This window comes from Microcoleus sp. D3_18a_C4 (genome assembly GCF_036702415.1).
Classification (GTDB): domain Bacteria; phylum Cyanobacteriota; class Cyanobacteriia; order Cyanobacteriales; family Microcoleaceae; genus Microcoleus.
In genome coordinates this window covers 51,327-70,597 of the sequence record NZ_JAUBTI010000029.1, presented here as the reverse complement: position 1 = coordinate 70,597, position 19,271 = coordinate 51,327, and the positions used below count along the sequence as shown (strand labels likewise).

The window sequence follows — 19,271 nt, the reverse complement described above, 5'->3', positions numbered from 1 at the left end:
CCTCCTACTCCCACACCTCCTACTCCCACACCTCCTACTCCCACACCTCCTACTCCCACACCTCCTACTCCCACACCTCCTACTCCCACACCTCCTACTCCCACACCTCCTACTCCCACACCTCCTACTCCCACACCTCCTACTCCCACACCTCCTACTCCCACACCTCCTACTCCCACACCTCCTACTCCCACACCTCCTACTCCCACACCAACCCCAACACCAACCCCAACACCAACCCCAACACCTCCAATACCAACACCGACACCTGCTGGAATTAGTGTTAATGCTGCAAGTGGATTAACCACGACAGAAGCAGGCCAAACAGCCACATTTAATGTCAAACTCAACAGCCAACCTACTGCTGATGTCAAAATAGATTTAGGAAGTTCAAATACAACAGAAGGAACAGTTTCACCTGTCTCGCTGACTTTCAATTCTGGTAACTGGAATGCAGCGCAAACGGTAACATTAACAGGTGTTGATGATAATGTTGTTGACGGCGAGCAAGCTTACACGATTGTTACTGCCCCTGCTGTTAGTGCGGACAACAATTATAACGGCTTAAATGCAGCCGATGTCGCTGTCACCAATAGCGATAATGATACCCTAGCCAACAAACGCAATTCTTTATTCATTCCCCTGTCACCCGGGCAAGTTGTCGCAGAAGCTGACCTTGACGACCCCACTGTTAAGCGACAGCGCTTATCTAACGTCAAATTTGACTTAATAGACGACCCACAACAGAATTTAGACGCAGGCCCGCTCAACCTTAACTTATTCAACGATACGTCTTTTGACGTAATAATTGACAAAGTACAAACCTCATCTAATGGAGAAAGTTGGGTGCGGATTGGCAGAATTCAAGGTGCTTTAGATGACAGTGAAGTCATCTTGACCAACAGTAAAAAGGATGGCGTTGCGATCGGCAATATCAGGTATAAAGACAAATTTTACCAAATTCGTTATGCCGGTAACGGTCTGCACAGCATTCGAGAAATCGACCAAGCAGCCTTTCCCGATCCTCCCGAATTTAACCAAGAAAGCGATGCAGTTCCCGTCCCCAGCGACAGTTTTGCTGACCTTCCAGACATCAGCGGAGATTTGACTGGCGACGACCCTGCGGTAATAGATGTCATGGTCGTTTATACCGCGTCAGCCAAAGACGCCGAGGGGGGTACTGATGCCATGAATACCTTGATTGACCTGGCCGAATCTGAAACAAATTTAGGTTACGAAAACAGTGGCGTCAACCAGCGGATACGAATAGTACACAGACAGGAAATATCCTACACCGAAAGTGGAGATTCCGGCACAGATTTAAACCGACTCAGCAATCCTTCCGATGGTTTTCTAGATAACGTTCACCAACTGCGGAATACCTATTCGGCTGACATGGTGAGTTTATTTGTTGATAGCTTGGATGCCTGCGGTCGCGGTTACGTAATGACCAGTCCTAGCTATGGATTTGCCAATTCAGGATTTACTGTAGTCAAGAGGAGTTGTGCAGCAGGAAATTACAGCTTTGGCCACGAACTCGGACACAACCTAGGTGCTCAACACAATGCAGAAAGCACTAGCGGTGCTGTTGCTTATCCCTACTCCTACGGCTATCGGGATCAGACTGGCCCAAACACCTTCCGCACCGTAATGTCTTACCCAACCAATCCTCCCACTACGCGGATTAATCGCTGGTCTAATCCCGATCGCACATATCTCGGCGAACCCACAGGAACGAGTTCCACAAATAATGCTCGCACGCTGAACAATACTGCAATTTACGGTGCTAATTGGCGGCACTCAAATGATAATCTTGAGAAGGCAAAAACTGTCAGCGGTAGTTCTTTTTCCACAACTGGCTTAAATGTCAATGGCACTAAACAGACAGGAGAATTAAATCACGCAGGTAACAGCGGTGGTAAATCTATTTGGTGGTCTTGGACAGCGCCAAGTTCTGGCCCGGTAACAGTTTCTACGGCGGGCAGTTCCTTCGATACTTTGCTAGGGGTTTACACTGGCAGTTCTGTGTCTAGTTTGACGACTGTTGCTAGCAATAATAACGACCCTGCTGGAGGTCAAACCAGTCGAGTCAATTTTACTGCTACTGCCGGTACGACTTACAAAATAGCAGTAGATGGCTTCGGCGGATCGTCAGGTTATATTAATCTGAATCTGAGTCCTGGCGTCAATCGTCCGCCAGTCTTGACCATTCCGTTCCGCGAACAAGGTTTGAGGTTACTGGCATCGGGTTTGACTCCTAGCAGATTGCAGTTTACTTTTCAAAACAACACTTTCACTGACCCCGATCCAGGCGATACGCTGACTTACACTGCTGATTGGTATGAAAATGTGAGCAATTTCGAGTGGCGAAATGTCAGCGGGGGGCGATCGCCAATCCCGACAAGTTGGAACCGCATTAGCCCCTTACCAACAGGAATGAGTTTCGACGCCAGCAGCCGCACTTTCAGGGTTGACAATAGCTTGCCGCGCGGTCAAAACTACTGGATTCGGGTAACAGCCAGGGATGCTGCTGGTGCATCGGATATAGCATTTTTCGATGTTTACAATCAAGGTCGGGGTTCTGTAATCGACGGTTACATTGCTGGCGCTACTGTGTTCTTTGATGGTAACAAGAATGGGGTAAAGGATGCGAACGAATCCTCTACAATAACGGGCCCTAAAGGTGAATACGAACTCGATATTCCCTTGGAAACCTTTGACAAAAATCAGAATGGGGAAGTTGATCCAGAGGAAGGCAATATAGTTGCTTTTGGAGGCACTGACACCGCTACTGGTTTGCCACTAGAAACACCCGTCACAGCACCTGCGGATGCTACTGTTGTCACGCTGTTAACGAGTTTGGTAGTGGATTTAATTGATAAGGGAGTTGCACCGGAAACAGCGCAATCTCTTGTCAAATCTTCTCTGGCGATTCCCGCTGATGTTGACATCACCGATTTCGACCCGATCGACGCTACCAACAACAATCAATCGGGCGGAGTCCAAGTCTTATCCGAAATGGTCAAAGTCCAAAACTTCATCACTCAAACCAGCGCTTTGATTGATGGTGCATCCAGTGCAGCTAGTCAGGATATTGTCAAAGCTGTTGTCAGTTCAATTACCGTTCAAATTCAATCCGGTACAGTTTTAAACCTCAGTAATGCAGCAGCCTTGGAACCAATCATTCAGCAAGCAGCAGCTAAAATCCAGCAAATAGACCCCAGTTTCAACAGCCAAACTGTTACCCAAATTACCTCCCAAGCAGCGACAGTAATGGCAACAGCCAATCAGCGCATTGATAGCGCTGTCTCCAACCCAACAGGAACCTCAATTCCTGAATCACTTGCCCGCCTCCAACAAGTAGCTTTAGGCCCAACTACTCAAGACTTCAAAGAAGTTGGTGCGGGAACTAAGACAATTTCCCAGGTAGTTACTGAGAATACTGGTGCTGCTTTAGATAGGAGAATTGAAGCTGTAGTATTGCCGGCTGTGATTGCAACTCCTGTTGTCAGCGGCGATGTAGATTTGGGCAGCAATTCCCCGAATGCAATTCTCGGTACCAATGGCGACGATATCCTGACTGGCGACAGCGCGAATAATGTGTTGATGGGCATGAGGGGCAATGATTCCCTCGACGGAAGTCTGGGGAATGACTCGGTTTTCGGTGGCAAAGGTAGCGATACTTTACTCGGAAGTAGCGGTGATGATACCTTATTTGGCAACCGTGGTGCTGACATTTTGAATGGCGATGATGGTAATGATATGCTTTACGGAGGTAAGGGAGATGATTTACTGACGGGCGGTTTGGGATTTGATACTTTGACGGGAGGCATGGGAGTAGATAAGTTTTTACTCTCTACGAATTCCGGTACTGATACGATTACTGACTTTGAAGTCGGTAAAGATTTGTTAGTATTGGGTAACGGACTGATTTTCTCGCAATTGGCGATTGTCCAAGATAGCGGTTCAACTTTAATCCGGTTGGCTGCAACCGGAGAAATTTTAGCTTCTATTAATGGGGTATCGTCCACTCTAATTAATGTCGCAAATTTCGGCTAACTTTAATAGCAAGTAGTCGCACATAAATCGTATTTATGTGCGGCTCTCAGAGATTGGGGCTAATACTTTAGATACAGAAAGTAGATATACTTACCAGAAATCGTTATAAATTCCACTCAATCTCCGGAAAAAGGCTAGACTTGAGCGCAGACATATTCAGTAAAACTATATCTATATTGCCACTGCGTTTACAAATAAAAATGGCTATAGTTATACTTACTTATTTGGGCAATTAAGTGGGATTCAATACCCGCTCAATTGCCACTCAATACCCTCTTGCTGCTAAATGCAAAGCGGGTTATGGCGAGTGGATCTCGGAGGAATTATGATGAACCTAAATTTAGATACTATTTTCTCATCGCTGATGAACCCGGCCCTGAATGAGTTTCAGGCTTGGGCTTTGCAAAACCCGGAAGAAAGTCTCAGCAAAACGATGCTACCGGTGATCGCCCTGATTGAGGGTTTGATTGCCAACGAACCCACGTATTTGCCAGTAAAACGGCAGGCTTTCGGAGCCAATTTTTGCTGCGCGGGGCAAGTCGTGATGTCCGAGTTTGCAACGCTGGAAAAAGCACTCACATCGCCCCAGGCGCGCGGCTGGCGGCTGGGTACTATTGTACTCGATCCCGATCGCGCGCCCAACCAAGATGTCGGCGGTAGGAACCTTTTCCTGCTGTCTTTGTCCGATCGCGCCACTGATGCTAGCAGCAACCACGCAGCATTCCGAAGCTGTATGCAGAAGTATCTCTTCAACAGTGCCACAACGGATCGCCAGGGAGACGAAATCGCGCGACGGTTGCTCACGACGCTAGCAGCCGATTATACCGAAATGCCACACGGTGCGGGGGGAGCGTTTTTTACCGATGTCAAGCGCGGTTGGAAGAGATTTTTAGTCCGATACCTGCACTACGTCATCTTTGGGCTCAACCCAGACGACGAGGAGTCGATCGAACTCCTCACCGAATTACATTACATCCGCCACAGCCCACTGCACTACTTCGCCGTCATCGGGAACCTGCTGCAAAGCCTGAACCTGTTTGGACACGGGGATTTGTCCACTCTAATCGAGCGTGCAGCGACTATCTATGAAAATTCCCCAGCCTTAGCCGACTTCGAGGAGAGCTCGGAAAACAACGGCATGACTAAGCGGGAATTGGCGAAGCTGATGACATCGATTATGGGTATAGCGGGACTCCAAGGCCCCCTGCAGCTAGGCTACACGGCAATGGGATATCACCCTCTCCCCGCCTATAAAGGACAGCAGACGGCCGAAATTAACCCGACTGATTTTTGGGATCGGCTCGATTTGGACGATCGCCAGTCGATCGAGCTGTTCCTCCTGGAATGCGCGCGCCTCGGGGCCCCCGTCATTGCCACGCACCGAGTCGCGACAGAGCCTTTCACCGCAACGGTAGCGGGCAAAGAGCGCACCTTCCCTGCCGGAACCAAGGTACTGATACCGCTCAGTTTGGGGCTGCTAGACGAGAGTTTCTGGGGCTCTACGGTATACGAATTCAACGCTAAGCGGGAGAATCTGTGCCCTTTTCATATGGGATTTCATTCCGTGGGCGATCGGAGTGCGGGACGGATTTGCCCCGGTAAAGACATCGCACTCAAGATGCTGGTGGATGTTGTGAGTACGGTAGGCAAAGTGCGGCGAGCCTCAGAGCCTAACTTGGGGCGGTAATCAATCCAAAAGCTCGCATCAGACAGCGGTTGAAACTGAGATATTGCACAATTCTCAAGAACAGGCTTTCCGGCCTGTTCCACAAAGAATTAATTGCTTGTGGGGAGTAGGGGTTGGGCATCCTGCCCGCACATAAAAGCCTTATTGAGAATGGTGCAAGATGTGAGTTGAAACCGCACGCCACACAAACTATCGATCGCTCGACTCAGAAATCAAGGGGGGATCTAATAGGAAACCAAAGCACAACTATTTTGACGATAAATAATACCATGTTAATCGAACACAAGCAACTAAAAGACATCGCTAATTGGATGAAAGTAGAACATCCAGAGGAGTTACCTGAAGTCCTGCAAGGTATCTTTTTTATGGACGGGAATGTTTTACCAGACGATTGTCTGACGATGTACAGTTCAGACTGGAATGCTGACCAACTGACGTTATTGCTGCGCGTTTTTGACCAGGAATTTCAAAGGTGGTACCCGCCACGTGATTTATCCGTGGAATCAATCCAAAATCGAAAATCAAAAATCCTCAAGCCCCCGCATTTATCCGTGGGGTCGCCTCTAAAATCTAAAATCTAAAATCTAAAATCGATTGACCCTGTTATCTGGACATTTCATTCATCAATGGCGGGACGGATGTTAATTTATTTAGTCAAATTTTCTCGCTTCAGCTACTTGTTCCGATTCTCGGATGCAACTTTGCAGCACGGGCACATTACGCCGATAGTGTTTGGATGGTGTGTACCGCCGTGGCTGGTAGATTTTTTGCTCGATATCCGAACACTCCGAATGGAGATATCTGGCATCGCACAAACTCGTTTTTCGGCAGACCTGCTGAGAGCGGATATATACTTCGCAGGGTTGTAGACAAAGATGGCAACTACACCTCAGCTTTTCCAGATATGCTGTCTAAAGTGGAGAGTGATTGTTTAATCATTGCCAAAGAGTGAAACTATTTAGGGAAACTACAACACCCGCTTAATTAGGCGGGTTTTGTCGATCGAAGTGGCGGGAATCGTCGCCTTCATGGCATCATAGAAACTTGTCCCTCACATAATTGAAATAGATGACCGCTCAAAACTCCCCCGTTTCGCCCGTCACCTGGATGGAAGACCGAGTTCTGCTAATTGACCAAAACCGACTGCCGAAAGAATACGGTGTAGTCGAAATTAGTCGCTACGAAGATATGGCTGAGGCGATTAAAACTATGATAGTCCGAGGTGCTCCGGCGATCGGGGTAGCAGCAGCCTACGGGATGTATTTGGGGGCGCGAGAAATCGAAACGGGCGATCGTACCGAATTTCTCGCTAAATTAGAACAAGTTGGCGAGTTATTGCGATCGACTCGTCCCACTGCGGTTAATTTGTTTTGGGCAATATCGCGAATGCTCAAAACTGCCGAGAGAACTAGCGGTTCTGTCGAACAAGTGCAAAAAACTTTGTTAGAAATGGCTAAAACCATTCAAGCAGAAGACTTGCAAACTTGTAAAGATATCGGCGACAAAGGTTTAGAAGTTCTGCCCGCTACACCCGAAAAATTGAACTTACTAACTCACTGCAATGCCGGTGCATTAGCAACTGCCGGCTACGGTACTGCTTTAGGTGTATTTCGTTCTGCTTGGCGAGAAGGAAGACTCGGAAGAGTTTTTGCTGATGAAACTCGGCCCCGTCTCCAAGGTGCAAAACTCACCACTTGGGAATGCGTGCAAGAAGGAATTCCTGTCACATTAATAGCAGACAATATGGCCGCTCACTGCATGAAACTCGGCATGATTCACGCAGTAGTTGTCGGTGCAGACAGAATCGCTGCTAACGGCGACGCCGCCAATAAAATTGGCACTTACAGTTTAGCAATTGTTGCCAAAGCTCACAACGTCCCGTTTTTTGTCGCCGCGCCTCTGTCAACAATTGATTTTGAACTTTCCGACGGTAGCAAAATCCCCATTGAAGAACGCGATCCAGTTGAAATGTATCAAGTTGGAACTACGCGAATTTGTCCTGTGGGAGTCGAATTTTACAATCCCGCTTTTGACGTAACTCCGGCGGAATTAATCTCAGGAATTATTACTGAACACGGCACGGTTGCTCCTGGGGCGTTGAAACAGTTTCAGGCAAAACAATTAGTTTAATTGTATGTTGCTCAACCGCTCATTCCACCTGTTATCTGTGAAATTAAGCAGGATTTATAGCAGCCGCAACTGGCAGCTCAAAGTTGCGATCGCAGCTCTAACTCTGCCAGTTGTTTTCAGTCCTGTCTCGGAAGCTCAAGTGTCACAAACGCTTAAAGCTAAGGAATCACAAGCGAAAAATTTTGTGGGTTCGATGAATAAAGCCCAGCAAGTTTACTATGCTGAAAAAGCAGGCTTTACAAGTTCTGTTTCCAATCTATTGGTTTATCTCGGTCTCCAAGTTAAACCTAACTCAGCCAATTACAGCTACTCGATCGGCATGGTGAAAAAAGGTGCTGTATTTAACTACGGAGTATCGAAGCAAGCTAATCTCAAAAGTTTTGTGGGGGGAGTGTTTTTGGTGGCAAACAAGACCCAAACAATCTTGTGTATAAATGCTGCTCCTGGCAAGACTAAACCCGCTAATCCAACTAATACCAAAGGGGTTTTAGCCTGCGGTGCTAATACAGCCAAAGTTACTCAATAAATTATGTCTAATTTACTGGGTAATTTAGCAAATAACTGGATAGTAAATGCAGATTTAGCTAAGGAATTGCTGGAACAAGAAGCTACTTTACTAGATGCTCGCGCACCCATTTTAAAGTGGTTTTGCCGTCTCCCACCAGCTATTCCCGTAACTTGGCAGGAATTTTCGCGATCGGACTTTCCCCACAAGGGAAAAATTATCGAAAACAACACAGTTTTAACTCAAAAACTGCAAGCAATTGGTATTTGTCAAGACAAACCTGTTATAGTCGTTGCCGATTCCGTGAAAGGGTGGGGCGAAGACGGGCGAATTGTTTGGATGTTGCGGACTTTGGGACACGAAAAAGCAGTTTTTGTCGATGGAGGATATGGGGCTTTAATCAAAGCTGGAATTAATCGAGTAAAAGCTGTAAACAATCCACCGCAAACAGGAGATTTTGTAATATCTCGCCGCTCGAATTGGGAAATTCAGCGGGATGAATTGAAAGCTATTTTAGGAGATGAGAATTTAGTCATTATCGACGCCAGAGAGCCGCGAGAATATGCAGGTAAAACGCCTTACGGAGAACAACGGGGCGGCCACATTCCCGGTGCGGTTCACCTCTATTACAAACAGTTAATGGACAAACAGGGAAAACTGCTGGATCGCGGGGAAATTGTCGCTATTTTACAGGAGAAAGGAGTTTGGCAGTCAACTCAAATTGTGAGTTATTGTAGTGGGGGAATTCGCTCTGCATGGTTGACTTGTGTCTTGACAAATGTGGGATTTAATGCTAAGAATTATGCAGGTTCAATGTGGGAATGGTCGGCTTGGCCGGCAGATAGCTATCCCCTGAAAAAAAATTAAAACTAGCAATTAGAAATTAGTCGTAGGGTATGTCAGTCGTAGGGTGCGTCAGAAGAGAGTCTCTCAATTACCGATAAAAGAAACCTAGCTGACGCACCTTACTAAGCCAATTAGGATCGCGAATTAAATAATTTACACAAGTTTGTGGGGAGTAGGGGTTGGGCACTCTTAGCCCGCCCTTTCTGGACGGGCGGGACGCCCATCCCACAAGAACCATCACGCATTGTAAGTTATTTAATTCTCATTCCTTAGTCCTAGGGTGCGTCAGAAGAGAGTCTCTCAATTACCGACCAAAGAACCCTAGCTGACGCACCCTACTGAAGCCAAAACCCCAATGATTCTAATGGGAATTTAACCTTGACAAACGGGCGGGCTTCAGGTTGAGAATCTCAACCTACTTGTTCGATATACTGAGCGAGATCGTCGCGCAGGCGGCTGAGTTCGGCTTCGGTGGTGACGCGCACGCGATCGTCCCGAACCGTAATCAGCACTTTCGCAGCAAAAGGAGTGGGCCAGATATTCGGGTTGCAGAAAACTTCCAAAAATACATCTCCTGCATACCGATATTCCATCGGTTTTTGGGGAGAAGCTTTAGCGCCAGCGGTTTTGGCTGCTACAGCTTTCAAGCTTTCCATCAAAGCTGCAATTTCGCTTTGCAAATCCCGCGCGGCTTGCGGGGAAAAGCTAAAGGAGACAGAACCTTCGACTAAATTCAGTGTCAGCGGAGAAAGAGACATGGGCAATGAAATTTAACATACAATTGTTAATGATAAAATATACAATAACCTAAAAGAAGTACCTGCCAACTAAATTGGGCTGCGAAACTGCTATTAATTAAAATTTGTCTCAAGAAGCTAGGCTAAATTAATGAAGATAAATCTAGTCGCAAGCTAGATTCAGCAATAGTTTTAACCTTTTATGACTTGATAAGCTTTAAACTAGAAGCCAGAAAACTTGACGGCTGATCGAGGAGATTTTATGGTTGCCGATAACCGTTCCGAAGTCCGCAAGGTTTTAATAATTACCTTATTGCTAAATTTGCTGGTGATGGCAATAAAAGCAGCCGTGGGATGGCTGACTGGTTCCCTGAGTTTGCTAGCAGATGCTTTGCACAGCGTCACGGACAGCGCTAATAATATTTTAGGATTGGTAACTAATCATTATGCCAATCCGCAGCCCGATCGCGATCATCCCTACGGACACCAAAAATTTGATGCTCTCGGAGCTCTGGGAATTGCTGCTTTTCTGGGAATTGCCTGTTTTGAAATTCTCAGCGGTGCTGTCGAAAGGCTGATTAACGGGGGTAAAGTTGTCAAAATATCCCCAAATGAACTGTGGATTTTGCTGATTGTACTGGGGATTAATATTTTTGTCACTTTTTACGAGCGCAGAGTTGGCCAACGTCTTGGTAGCGCGATTTTAGTGGCTGACGCTCAGCACACGATGAGTGATGTTTGGGTGACAATTATGGTCATCGGCGGGTTGATTGGTGTTTGGCAAGGGCAGGTTTGGAATATACCTCAACTGCAATCCCTGGATGTGTTTTTGTCTTTTCCTGTGGCTGTTTTGGTATTTAGCAGCGGTTGGAAGGTTTTAAGGGAAAATCTGCCTTGGCTGGTGGATGAAATGGCGATCGCACCGGAAGTTATTCACGCGATCGCGATCGATGTACCGGGGGTTGTCAACTGTCACTCGATCGCCTCCCGTGGTGTGGTAGGGCGTCAAGTATTTATTGAGATGCACATGATTGTGGATGCTGTCGATGTAGAAACTGCTCACCGGATTACAGAAGAAGTAGAAGCCCGTTTGGAAGAACGTTTCAGCCCTGTACGCATCTTAATTCACGTTGAGCCGCCGGCTTACCATTCCGACCAAATTAGCTACGATTCTGAAAAATGAAGGCACAACCAGTGATTTTGAGACGGATACACGGATTAATTGAAGAATCGGGAAAGTATTTTTACTTACGGCAATTCCTCCAATTTTTTAAATCCTATCAATCGGGTGAGAGCGATCGCACTTAATTTAGTAGCAGTTTTCCACAGGAAAAGGGGGGTTTTCCACAGAAAAGGGCAAGTTTTCCACAATGGTTTTGATAATTATCGAGCAAAAGACTATTGGTACAAGTGGCCAGTTTTTTGGATTTCTACGGCCATTTTCTGTCGCAAGTCCCAAGGTAGCAGAATTTCGACTTCTGAACCTAAAGCGCGCAACCACCTCAGCGGGTAGTAGTCTGTCTCTCGGTAAGTGACTTGGTAGTAAGCATCGTCGGTTGGGCGACACTGGAGGATTTGTAATAGTGCCGATCGGTGTTGTGGGTTGGGAGTGTATTGTGTGATTAATGTGGCGGCGCGATCGCGCTCTATGGCGGTAAAAGTATTGTGGATGGTGATTCCTTGCAGGTAGGATTGAGCGAAAGTGCGATGTTGCCTTCATCCTAGCTGTGATTAACAGTATGATATACTCAAATATCTAGGAGGTTAAATTTGATGAGTAGTAACGATACTTTCAAGGACGACAAAGTTAAGCACCTTTTCTTGCTGGTGGGTGAAAACCCACTGCCTAATTATGTAGCTGCCGTGAAGTTACTAGGAAGTGGTGGCACAGTTTATCTTGTTTATACTAATCAAACACTATCGCAAAAAAGCCTGCTGCAAAATGCCTTAAAAGATAAAGGCTTTAGCAGCAAGCCAGTTGCTTTAGACAAGGATAAAAGGGAGAATAATAAATCTAATGCTCATCGAATTTACACAAAAGTTAAAGAAGATGCAGAAAAAATACCGACTAATGAACGTATTGGTCTGCATTACACAGGTGGCACAAACACAATGGCAGTTCACGCCTATCGAGCGATCGCGGATTTACCAAGAAATGATACAGTCTATAGTTATCTAGATGCCAAGACGTTAGAGATATTTATAGATGAGCCCAATTCTGATTCTACTCACAGAGCAGTTCATTTAACAGTGCCTCTAGAAGTCTTATTTAAACTCCACAAGTATGAATGGCACGAAGATAAGAAGCCACTTACCAAACCAATTTTACCAGATGCAGCCACTGAATTTGTCAGACTATATCAAGATGAGGCAATAGCCAAAACCTGGAGAACCTGGGCTAATACTCATCAGTATAAGAACTCTGGAGAGCTTAAGAATGCAAAAAATTCAGAAACTGATCAGTGGAAATCTGAAGATGAGCTTTCTAATTTATCTTTGAGTTTAACAGGCGTACACCCAGAAATTATCGAAGTTCTGCGTCATAATTTAGATGCTTCGCCGAGTCAACTTTCATTGAATGTCACTAAAGCCAAAGGATTTGAGAGTTGTCAACAAGTTTGTGCATGGCTAGGAGGTATTTGGTTAGAACATTATGTGCTTCAGCAAGTTAAGGAACTGACGCAAGAGTTACAGCTTGGTGAAAGCAAAATGTCAATTCATATTCGCAAATATCAAAGTAAAGGAGGAAAATTTGAATTTGATGTTGCTTTCATGCGAAGTTATCAATTATTTGCCATTTCCTGCACAACCAGTGCCGAACACACATTATGTAAGCTCAAACTCTTTGAAGCATACATCAGAGCTAAACAATTAGGTGGTGATGAAGCCAGAGTAGCTTTAGTCTGCTGTTGTGATGGCAACAAGTCTATTAATCAACAAAGTATGTACAGATATCTAAAAAGTCAGTTAGAAGGCGCTATAAGCAATCCTAATGTTGCTGTATTTGTCATACAAGATTTACTAAATTTAAAAGAAAAAATTGCAGATTGGGTTGACCGAACTAAGGGTAAATCATGAGTAAACTAACTCTCACTGTAGTCGATACAACTGGAATTCAGGACTATGTTTTCAGCAGTAACCGTCTGCGCGAAAATATTGGAGCATCTTACTTAGTATCTCAAGCTACTAAAGAATGGGCTGAAAAAGCTTTGCTGGATTTAGCAAAAGAACTTAATCAAAAAGTTCATATTCCTAAACGTAATTCATTACAGGAAATCCATATCGGTAATGAGGATGTAGCGGCTGAGATAGTTTATGCAGGAGGTGGCAATACAGTTTTACTTTTTACGAGTTTTGAATATGCTAAACGCTTCACTCAAATTTTGACCACACGAGTGTTGCAAAATGCACCGGGTTTAAATATTGTCGTTGCTCATGACAAAGAATTTGAATTGGATAAGGGAGGGTTCAAAAAGAAATTAACTCAGCTTTTGGAAAAGGAATTAGCGAAAAAGAAACGTGAGCGAGTTGCTTCTGTACCTTTATTAGGTTTAGGAGTAACAGCAGCTTGTCGTTCGACTCAATTTCCCGCAGTCAATACCAGCGAGAAATATATTGATGCAGATGAGGAGGATATTTATCTAATTTCTAGAGAAAGTGAATCCAAACTCAAAGCAGTTCCTAAAGCAAATCAGAGACTGATAGAAAAATTTGCAGGCACTTTTAATTCAGACCTTTATGATTTTCCCTCTCGCACCGACTATTTAGGTCGTTCTGAAGGTGAATCGAGTTATGTTGCCATTGTTCATGCAGATGGTAATGGGATGGGAAATCGTTTTCAAGAGTGCGGTAAAGGAAAATCAGATCGAGAGGCAATTGTTGAAATGCGTCAACTTTCTCAGAGCGTTGAAGATGCTGGAGTCAACGCTCTGAGAAAAGTGCTAGAGATAGTTCATAACTCAATTGAAAACGGAGAATTAGTAGGCTATTTGGGTCGATTTTCGCTCAAAATAGCCAAGAATGGTAAATACTATTTGCCCTTCCGTCCTTTAGTTTATGGTGGCGATGATGTCATCTTTGTTTGTGAGGGAAGGATAGGACTTGAGTTGGCTGCAATTTATCTGAAGGAATTTGAAAAACAAAAAGATATAGAATATCAACCACTTAACTTGACGGCTCGTGCTGGTATTTGTGTTGTCAAAACTCACTATCCATTTGCTAGAGCTTACCAAATAGTTGAGGACTTATACGGAGCGGCTAAAAAACTGATTTATGAAGAAAGAAAACGATTGTATAAAGATAAGGAATATTATTGTTCGACTCTAGATTGGCATTTTGCTGCGAGCGGTTTAATTGGTAGTATAGGCGAAATTCGGCAGCGGGAATATGAGGTTCCATCAGGAAACATGATGATGCGACCCATACGGCTAAAAGAGCATGACAGCGACGACAACCAATGGCGCACTTGGGCAAATTTTATTAGCGCAGTTCAACATTTTAATGGCTACTTCGATGATGTAGAAGATAATGAAAAATGGAAAGACCGTCGCAATAAAATAATTGCCTTGCGCGAAGTTCTCCGCCAAGGTGCGGACAAAACGAAACAGTTTATGACTACTTACGGTATCAAACAACTGCCACCTTTTCCACAAATTGATAACTTACAGCAGGAAGGTTGGGGCGAACAAAATGAAAAGTATTATTGCGGTTATTTTGATGCGATCGAAGCAATGGATTTTTACATGGGCTTAAAGGGTGACAACAATGAGCAGGTATGAATTGCAAGTACAGATTAAACTTTTGAGCGATACAACCTTTGGTCGAGGTGACGGTGTTGCGGGTTTAGTTGACCAAGAAGTAGAACATGATTCTTTCGGATTTCCTTATCTTCGAGGGCGTACTTTAAAAGGCTTATTGAGTGAGGAGTGCGATAATTTAATTGTCTTGCTCAAAGGCGAGAAATTTCGACATTGGAAAAAGATTAGAAATCAATTATTTGGTGTTTCGGGAAGCACTCTAGAAAAAGCATCAATGATCCGCGTTGGCGATGCTTGTTTGCCACAACAGTTACGGGAAGCCGTGGGAAATCAAATAGAGAAGGAGCGAGAAGAAGATAAACCGCGTTTAACACCAACAGATATATTGCATTCCCTGACAACAATTCGCCGCCAAACCGCCATTAATCCTGATAATGGCACAGCAGATAGGGGTAGCTTGCGCTCTGCTCGTGTCGTGATGCGCGATCGCCCTAAAACCCCATCCCGTTTTACGGCTTTCCTGTTTTTTGATGAAGAACCAACACCAGATATGAAAGCTCTTTTAGCAGTTTGCGTTTTAGCACTTCGGCACGTTGGTAGTGGGCGTAACCGAGGGCGAGGCCACGTCCAATGTAGTTTATGTGATGCCAGTGGTCAAGATATTACTCAAGATTTTATCCATCGCTTTGCAACAATTGAGGAGGTAGATCGATGAAAGCGATTACTTTTATTTTAGAAACGCAGCAGCCAGTTTTAGTCACTTCATTTCAGAAAGATCCGAACAGTCATGTGTCTTATCCTTATATTCCTGGGAGCGCGATCCGAGGTGCTTTGATAGGTCGTTACCTCAAGCATCCCGCAGAATTAGGTGAAGATATTTTATCGGATGCGAATCTCGATAGACAGGTGAAACGTTTATTTTTTGATGGCAATACCCGTTACTTAAACGCTTACCTATTCTGTAAGAGACAACAAAAACGAACTTTACCCATTCCTCTTGCTTGGTATCGAGACAAGGATGAGGAATTGCCTACACCAAAAGAAACAACAAATTTAAATGTTCGGGATTTGAGTCAATATGTACCCGAACAACAGATGTCTCTGAAAAGCTTAAGTGAAAGATTTTGCACTGTTAACGAAAGACAAGTTGTTTTATATAGAGAGAAGCGACGGATTAATATTCACAACTTGCGCGATCGCACTAAAGGACGTTCGTCACCAACAAAACGCGATCCAGTGACAGATCGAGTTATTCAAGAGGGAGAAGGTGCAATTTTCCGTTATGAAGCTTTAGAAGTTAAACAAACTTTTCAAGCCGTTATATTGTGTGAAAATGATGAGGCAAAAACTATTCAGTATCTACTAAAACCAACAGATATATGGTTGGGTGGCTCTCGAAGTGCTGGCTACGGACACGCAAAAATTCATGCAGTTAAGTGTCAAAATATTGAGGATTGGCATGAAGTAGATATTAGCCCCGAACAACGAGTTAATCGTCGAAAACTAAAAATCACCCTTCTTAGCGACACAATTCTCCGCGATGGCTGCGGACAATTCTCAGTCGAGCCCTGTTTGGTCAAGCAAGCGATTGAAGATAAGTTACCAGTGCAGTTACCTGAAGCAACCCATGTCTTTATCAGTAGCACTGTTGTTGGTGGATTTAATCAAAAATGGGGTTTGCCTTTACCTCAAGTACCAGTTTTATCAGCAGGAAGTGTTTTTGTGTTTGATGCACAACTAACCACCGAACAAATTAAGACTTTAGAAACAGAAGGGATTGGCGATCGCTGCATAGACGGTTTTGGTAGAGTTTGTGTTAATTGGTTGGGAGAATATCGAGATTTTTGTGCTAGACCTCCTGAGCCAATTAAAAACAATATTCAATTAGACGAAAAATATCAGGACTTAGCTGGACAAATGGCTGAAAATATTTTACGCCAAAAGCTAGAGCAGTTTCTTGTAGATAAAGTCAGCGATATTAAGATACAAGGCAAAATTACCAACAGCCAACTTTCTCGCCTAGAAATTGTTGCTCGAAAAGGATTGACCAATCCTCCCAGCTTTCTGCCAATTATAGAGTTATTGAGTAGCTTGACTTCAAATGCCAGCGAACAGTATAGAAATACAAAAATTTCTGGCAATAAATCTCTCGAACAGCAGATTAAAGATTGGTTGATAGACCCAATGAAATCCAGCTCATGGCTGAATAATTCCCATGAATTAGAAGTTAATATTGCTGGAGTTACTCGCAAAGTTGAACCTGATTCAGATCTGGTTAAAGAGTATACACTGCGTTTAATTATGGCAGTTGCTAAAAAAGCCAAAAAGGAGAGCGGGCGATGACTGAGGAAAGTTCTTTAAGGGAAAATGAATTGACACGAAAACAGCGTTATATTATTAAACGCATTATTGTACGCGGCACTTTAGCTTTAGATACTCCTACTTGTCTGGGAAGCGGTGATGCTGAAAGTCCAACTGATTTACCATTACTCAGGGATAGTATTAGCGATCGCGCTCTTTTAACAGGTTCCTCAATTGCAGGTGCATTGCGGAACTACTTGCGAGAACGCGAACATGGATACATGGCTAGCGAATACGCTGATGATTTAGCAACCCTCTTATTTGGAGGAATGCGGAGTGATTATGATGGGAATCAAAGTCCTTTAATTGTAGATGATGCTATCAGCAATAAACCAATCAAAACAGAACTTAGAGATGGTGTAAAAATAAATAGTGCTACAGGAACAGCCGCCGACAAAGCTAAGTATGATTTAGAGTTGCTGCAAGCTGAAACAGAATTTGCACTTAGTTTTGAGCTGCTAATAGAAAAAACCGAAGATGAAGCCAGGTTAGTTAAAGCATTAGCGATCGCACTCGCAGGATTAGAACCTAAAAAAGATCCAAGTGTCTCTGAATGTGAAAATGTTTCAAAAAGTGGCGAAATTTGTCTCGGCATGAAAAAGCGGCGCGGTTTTGGTCGCTGTCAAGTCAAAGAATGGCAGGTTTGGAATTTTAATCTGGAAGATGCAGGCGATCGCATGGCCTGGTTAACCCTTGACCATTCTTGGTTAACTGACCCACCCTGTAGTAAACCACCTGCTGTTGATGCTTCAATTGTCGAAGCAATGAAAAAGGCAGGTCTTGGTGTAGCAGAAGATTGGAAAGATAAGCGCGATCGCTTCCTCATCCACGCCACTTTCAAATTAGCTGGTTCTCTGCTCATTCGTTCTGGTCAAGATTCTACTGGACGCGCCCCTGATGTTGTACACTTAAAATCTCATCGACATAACGAAACTAATCCAGTATCAGTATTATCTGGTACGAGTTTAGCAGGAGTATTACGGCATCGTGCTGAGAGGATTATTAATACCCTTGAGAAGCCAACAAGCATCATTGATGAAGTATTTGGCCCTGACTTTAGCAAGGATAAAAGCAAACAGGCAAAAGCAAGCCGTTTAGTTGTCCATGAAAAAGTTATCAAAGATGCAACTGAATTAGTACAAAATCGGATTGCGATCGATCGCTTTACAGGAGGGGCTTATCACGGCGCATTATTTGAGGAACAACCTATCTTTGGTGGTGATGAAACGATTGTCACTATTGAACTAGAGTTACGCAATCCATACAACCATGAAATTGGATTATTGTTACTCTTGCTAAAAGATTTGTGGACAAGTGATTTACCTGTTGGAGGTGAAAGTAGTATCGGGCGGGGAAGGTTACAGGGAAAAAACGCAACCTTGAATTTGTATAAATGGGATAAAGAAAATAATTTACAGCACAAAGAGACATGGGCAATTGCTCAACTAGGTGAAAACCAACCTCTTGAAGTAAGTGACCCTAGCAGATTAGAAAAAATTGTTCAAGAATTAGTAACTTATTCACTTGAAGAGGTCAAAGGCAATGAATAAACCTGATTGTAAACACCTTGAAGATGCTCAATATATTATCGATACATCCTCTTTGTACAATTGGTTACAAACAAAAGCAAAGGAGTATCAATTGCAATACTTAATAGCTCATGCCGAGGATGGGGTAATTTGGGGAAAGTTTGACCAAGAGGGTAATGTAACCACACCCAATCTGCCTAAAATTTTATTTCCCCAAGCGGAAGCGTTATTTCCTAAATGTAAGTTTCCTGTGATGCGATCGCCTACTCTCCAACAATGTCGAATCTTTGGTGAAAATGCTGAAGTTATGCTTTGGAAAGTCGGAAAAAACTGGACAGCACGTCTAGTTCAAGATGACAATAAACCAGAATGTCTACCAGATGAAGATCAAATCCTTTGGGGAACTCAAGTTGAGAAAGAATCAAATGGATTTAGTTGAGTTTCCGATGGTTCTCAAGGATTAAAACACGCTGTACCTTTAACGGGGATTAATTTCAAAGGTAATGATTCTCGCCCCTTACGTTTGAAAGTACGTCATTATATTGATTATGATGAGAGCGGTGTAGCCACAATTTATCTGAGTCGCCTGGTAGATTTATATTCTCATCCAAAAAAGTAGATTTTAGCAACCAGTTATGTAATTTCAAAAACACTTGTTAA

At 44.0% G+C, this 19,271-nt stretch carries 15 protein-coding genes and 2 pseudogenes; 15 read left to right on the top strand and 2 right to left on the bottom strand.

All coding sequences use genetic code 11. The features are described 5' to 3' along the window. The 7 genes from QUB16_RS15495 to QUB16_RS15465 all read left to right on the top strand — a co-directional run. On the top strand, window positions 1–4,059 hold a 4,059-nt coding region (locus QUB16_RS15495), incomplete at its 5' end, for a M12 family metallo-peptidase (protein ID WP_333317346.1). Between the two features lie 325 nt (window positions 4,060–4,384). Continuing rightward, the gene (locus tag QUB16_RS15490) at window positions 4,385–5,746 is read left to right on the top strand and encodes a cytochrome 450 (protein ID WP_333317345.1); all 1,362 of its coding nucleotides are present in this window, start codon (window positions 4,385–4,387) and stop codon (window positions 5,744–5,746) included. Between the two features lie 269 nt (window positions 5,747–6,015). Next, window positions 6,016–6,327: a hypothetical protein gene (locus QUB16_RS15485; protein WP_333317343.1), complete on the top strand. Its 312-nt coding sequence runs from the start codon at window positions 6,016–6,018 to the stop codon at window positions 6,325–6,327. A gap of 155 nt (window positions 6,328–6,482) precedes the next feature. Continuing rightward, a complete protein-coding gene (locus QUB16_RS15480; RefSeq protein WP_333317341.1) occupies window positions 6,483–6,698 on the top strand; it encodes a hypothetical protein in 216 nt (71 codons plus the stop codon). Window positions 6,699–6,814: 116 nt separating this feature from the next. After that, a complete protein-coding gene (gene mtnA / locus QUB16_RS15475; protein WP_333317339.1) occupies window positions 6,815–7,876 on the top strand; it encodes an S-methyl-5-thioribose-1-phosphate isomerase in 1,062 nt (353 codons plus the stop codon). A 4-nt stretch (window positions 7,877–7,880) separates the two neighbouring features. Then, on the top strand, window positions 7,881–8,402 hold the full coding sequence (locus QUB16_RS15470) for a type IV pilin-like G/H family protein (protein WP_333317337.1): 522 nt from the start codon (window positions 7,881–7,883) through the stop codon (window positions 8,400–8,402). A 3-nt stretch (window positions 8,403–8,405) separates the two neighbouring features. Further along, window positions 8,406–9,248, top strand: a complete 843-nt coding sequence (locus QUB16_RS15465) for a rhodanese-like domain-containing protein (protein ID WP_333317335.1) — start codon at window positions 8,406–8,408, stop codon at window positions 9,246–9,248. Between the two features lie 389 nt (window positions 9,249–9,637). Here QUB16_RS15465 and QUB16_RS15460 read toward each other — a convergent pair whose 3' ends face one another. Next, window positions 9,638–9,985, bottom strand: a complete 348-nt coding sequence (locus tag QUB16_RS15460) for a hypothetical protein (protein WP_015174783.1) — start codon at window positions 9,983–9,985, stop codon at window positions 9,638–9,640. 241 nt (window positions 9,986–10,226) lie between these two features. Between QUB16_RS15460 and QUB16_RS15455 the strand changes: the two genes are divergently transcribed. Continuing rightward, entirely contained in the window at window positions 10,227–11,147 is a 921-nt protein-coding gene (locus QUB16_RS15455; protein ID WP_333317333.1) for a cation diffusion facilitator family transporter, read from the top strand. Then, window positions 11,144–11,272 (top strand): hypothetical protein, encoded by a 129-nt coding sequence (locus QUB16_RS15450; protein ID WP_333317332.1) that lies wholly within the window; start codon window positions 11,144–11,146, stop codon window positions 11,270–11,272. The genes QUB16_RS15455 and QUB16_RS15450 overlap by 4 nt, the downstream gene beginning before the upstream one ends. A 90-nt stretch (window positions 11,273–11,362) precedes the next feature. On the opposite strand, the pseudogene QUB16_RS15445 reads toward QUB16_RS15450, so the two are convergent. After that, window positions 11,363–11,662, bottom strand: a pseudogene (locus QUB16_RS15445) (TIGR03985 family CRISPR-associated protein); the annotation flags it as partial. Window positions 11,663–11,737: 75 nt separating this feature from the next. Here QUB16_RS15445 and QUB16_RS15440 point away from each other — a divergent pair. From QUB16_RS15440 to csx19, 6 genes and pseudogenes are all read left to right on the top strand, one after another. After that, entirely contained in the window at window positions 11,738–13,042 is a 1,305-nt protein-coding gene (locus QUB16_RS15440; RefSeq protein ID WP_333317329.1) for a DUF1887 domain-containing protein, read from the top strand. Then, the gene (locus tag QUB16_RS15435) at window positions 13,039–14,742 is read left to right on the top strand and encodes a Cas10/Cmr2 second palm domain-containing protein (RefSeq protein ID WP_333317327.1); all 1,704 of its coding nucleotides are present in this window, start codon (window positions 13,039–13,041) and stop codon (window positions 14,740–14,742) included. Before QUB16_RS15440 ends, QUB16_RS15435 begins: the two co-directional genes overlap by 4 nt. Then, complete coding sequence (locus QUB16_RS15430; protein WP_333317325.1) at window positions 14,729–15,436, top strand: RAMP superfamily CRISPR-associated protein; 708 nt, start codon at window positions 14,729–14,731, stop codon at window positions 15,434–15,436. The genes QUB16_RS15435 and QUB16_RS15430 overlap by 14 nt, the downstream gene beginning before the upstream one ends. Continuing rightward, complete coding sequence (locus QUB16_RS15425; RefSeq protein WP_333317324.1) at window positions 15,433–17,064, top strand: RAMP superfamily CRISPR-associated protein; 1,632 nt, start codon at window positions 15,433–15,435, stop codon at window positions 17,062–17,064. The genes QUB16_RS15430 and QUB16_RS15425 overlap by 4 nt, the downstream gene beginning before the upstream one ends. Continuing rightward, window positions 17,061–18,632 (top strand): RAMP superfamily CRISPR-associated protein, encoded by a 1,572-nt coding sequence (locus tag QUB16_RS15420; RefSeq protein ID WP_333317322.1) that lies wholly within the window; start codon window positions 17,061–17,063, stop codon window positions 18,630–18,632. Before QUB16_RS15425 ends, QUB16_RS15420 begins: the two co-directional genes overlap by 4 nt. Further along, window positions 18,625–19,230: pseudogene (csx19, locus tag QUB16_RS15415) on the top strand (type III-D CRISPR-associated protein Csx19). The gene QUB16_RS15420 and the pseudogene csx19 overlap by 8 nt, the downstream one beginning before the upstream one ends. The last annotated feature ends 41 nt before the right edge of the window (window positions 19,231–19,271 follow it).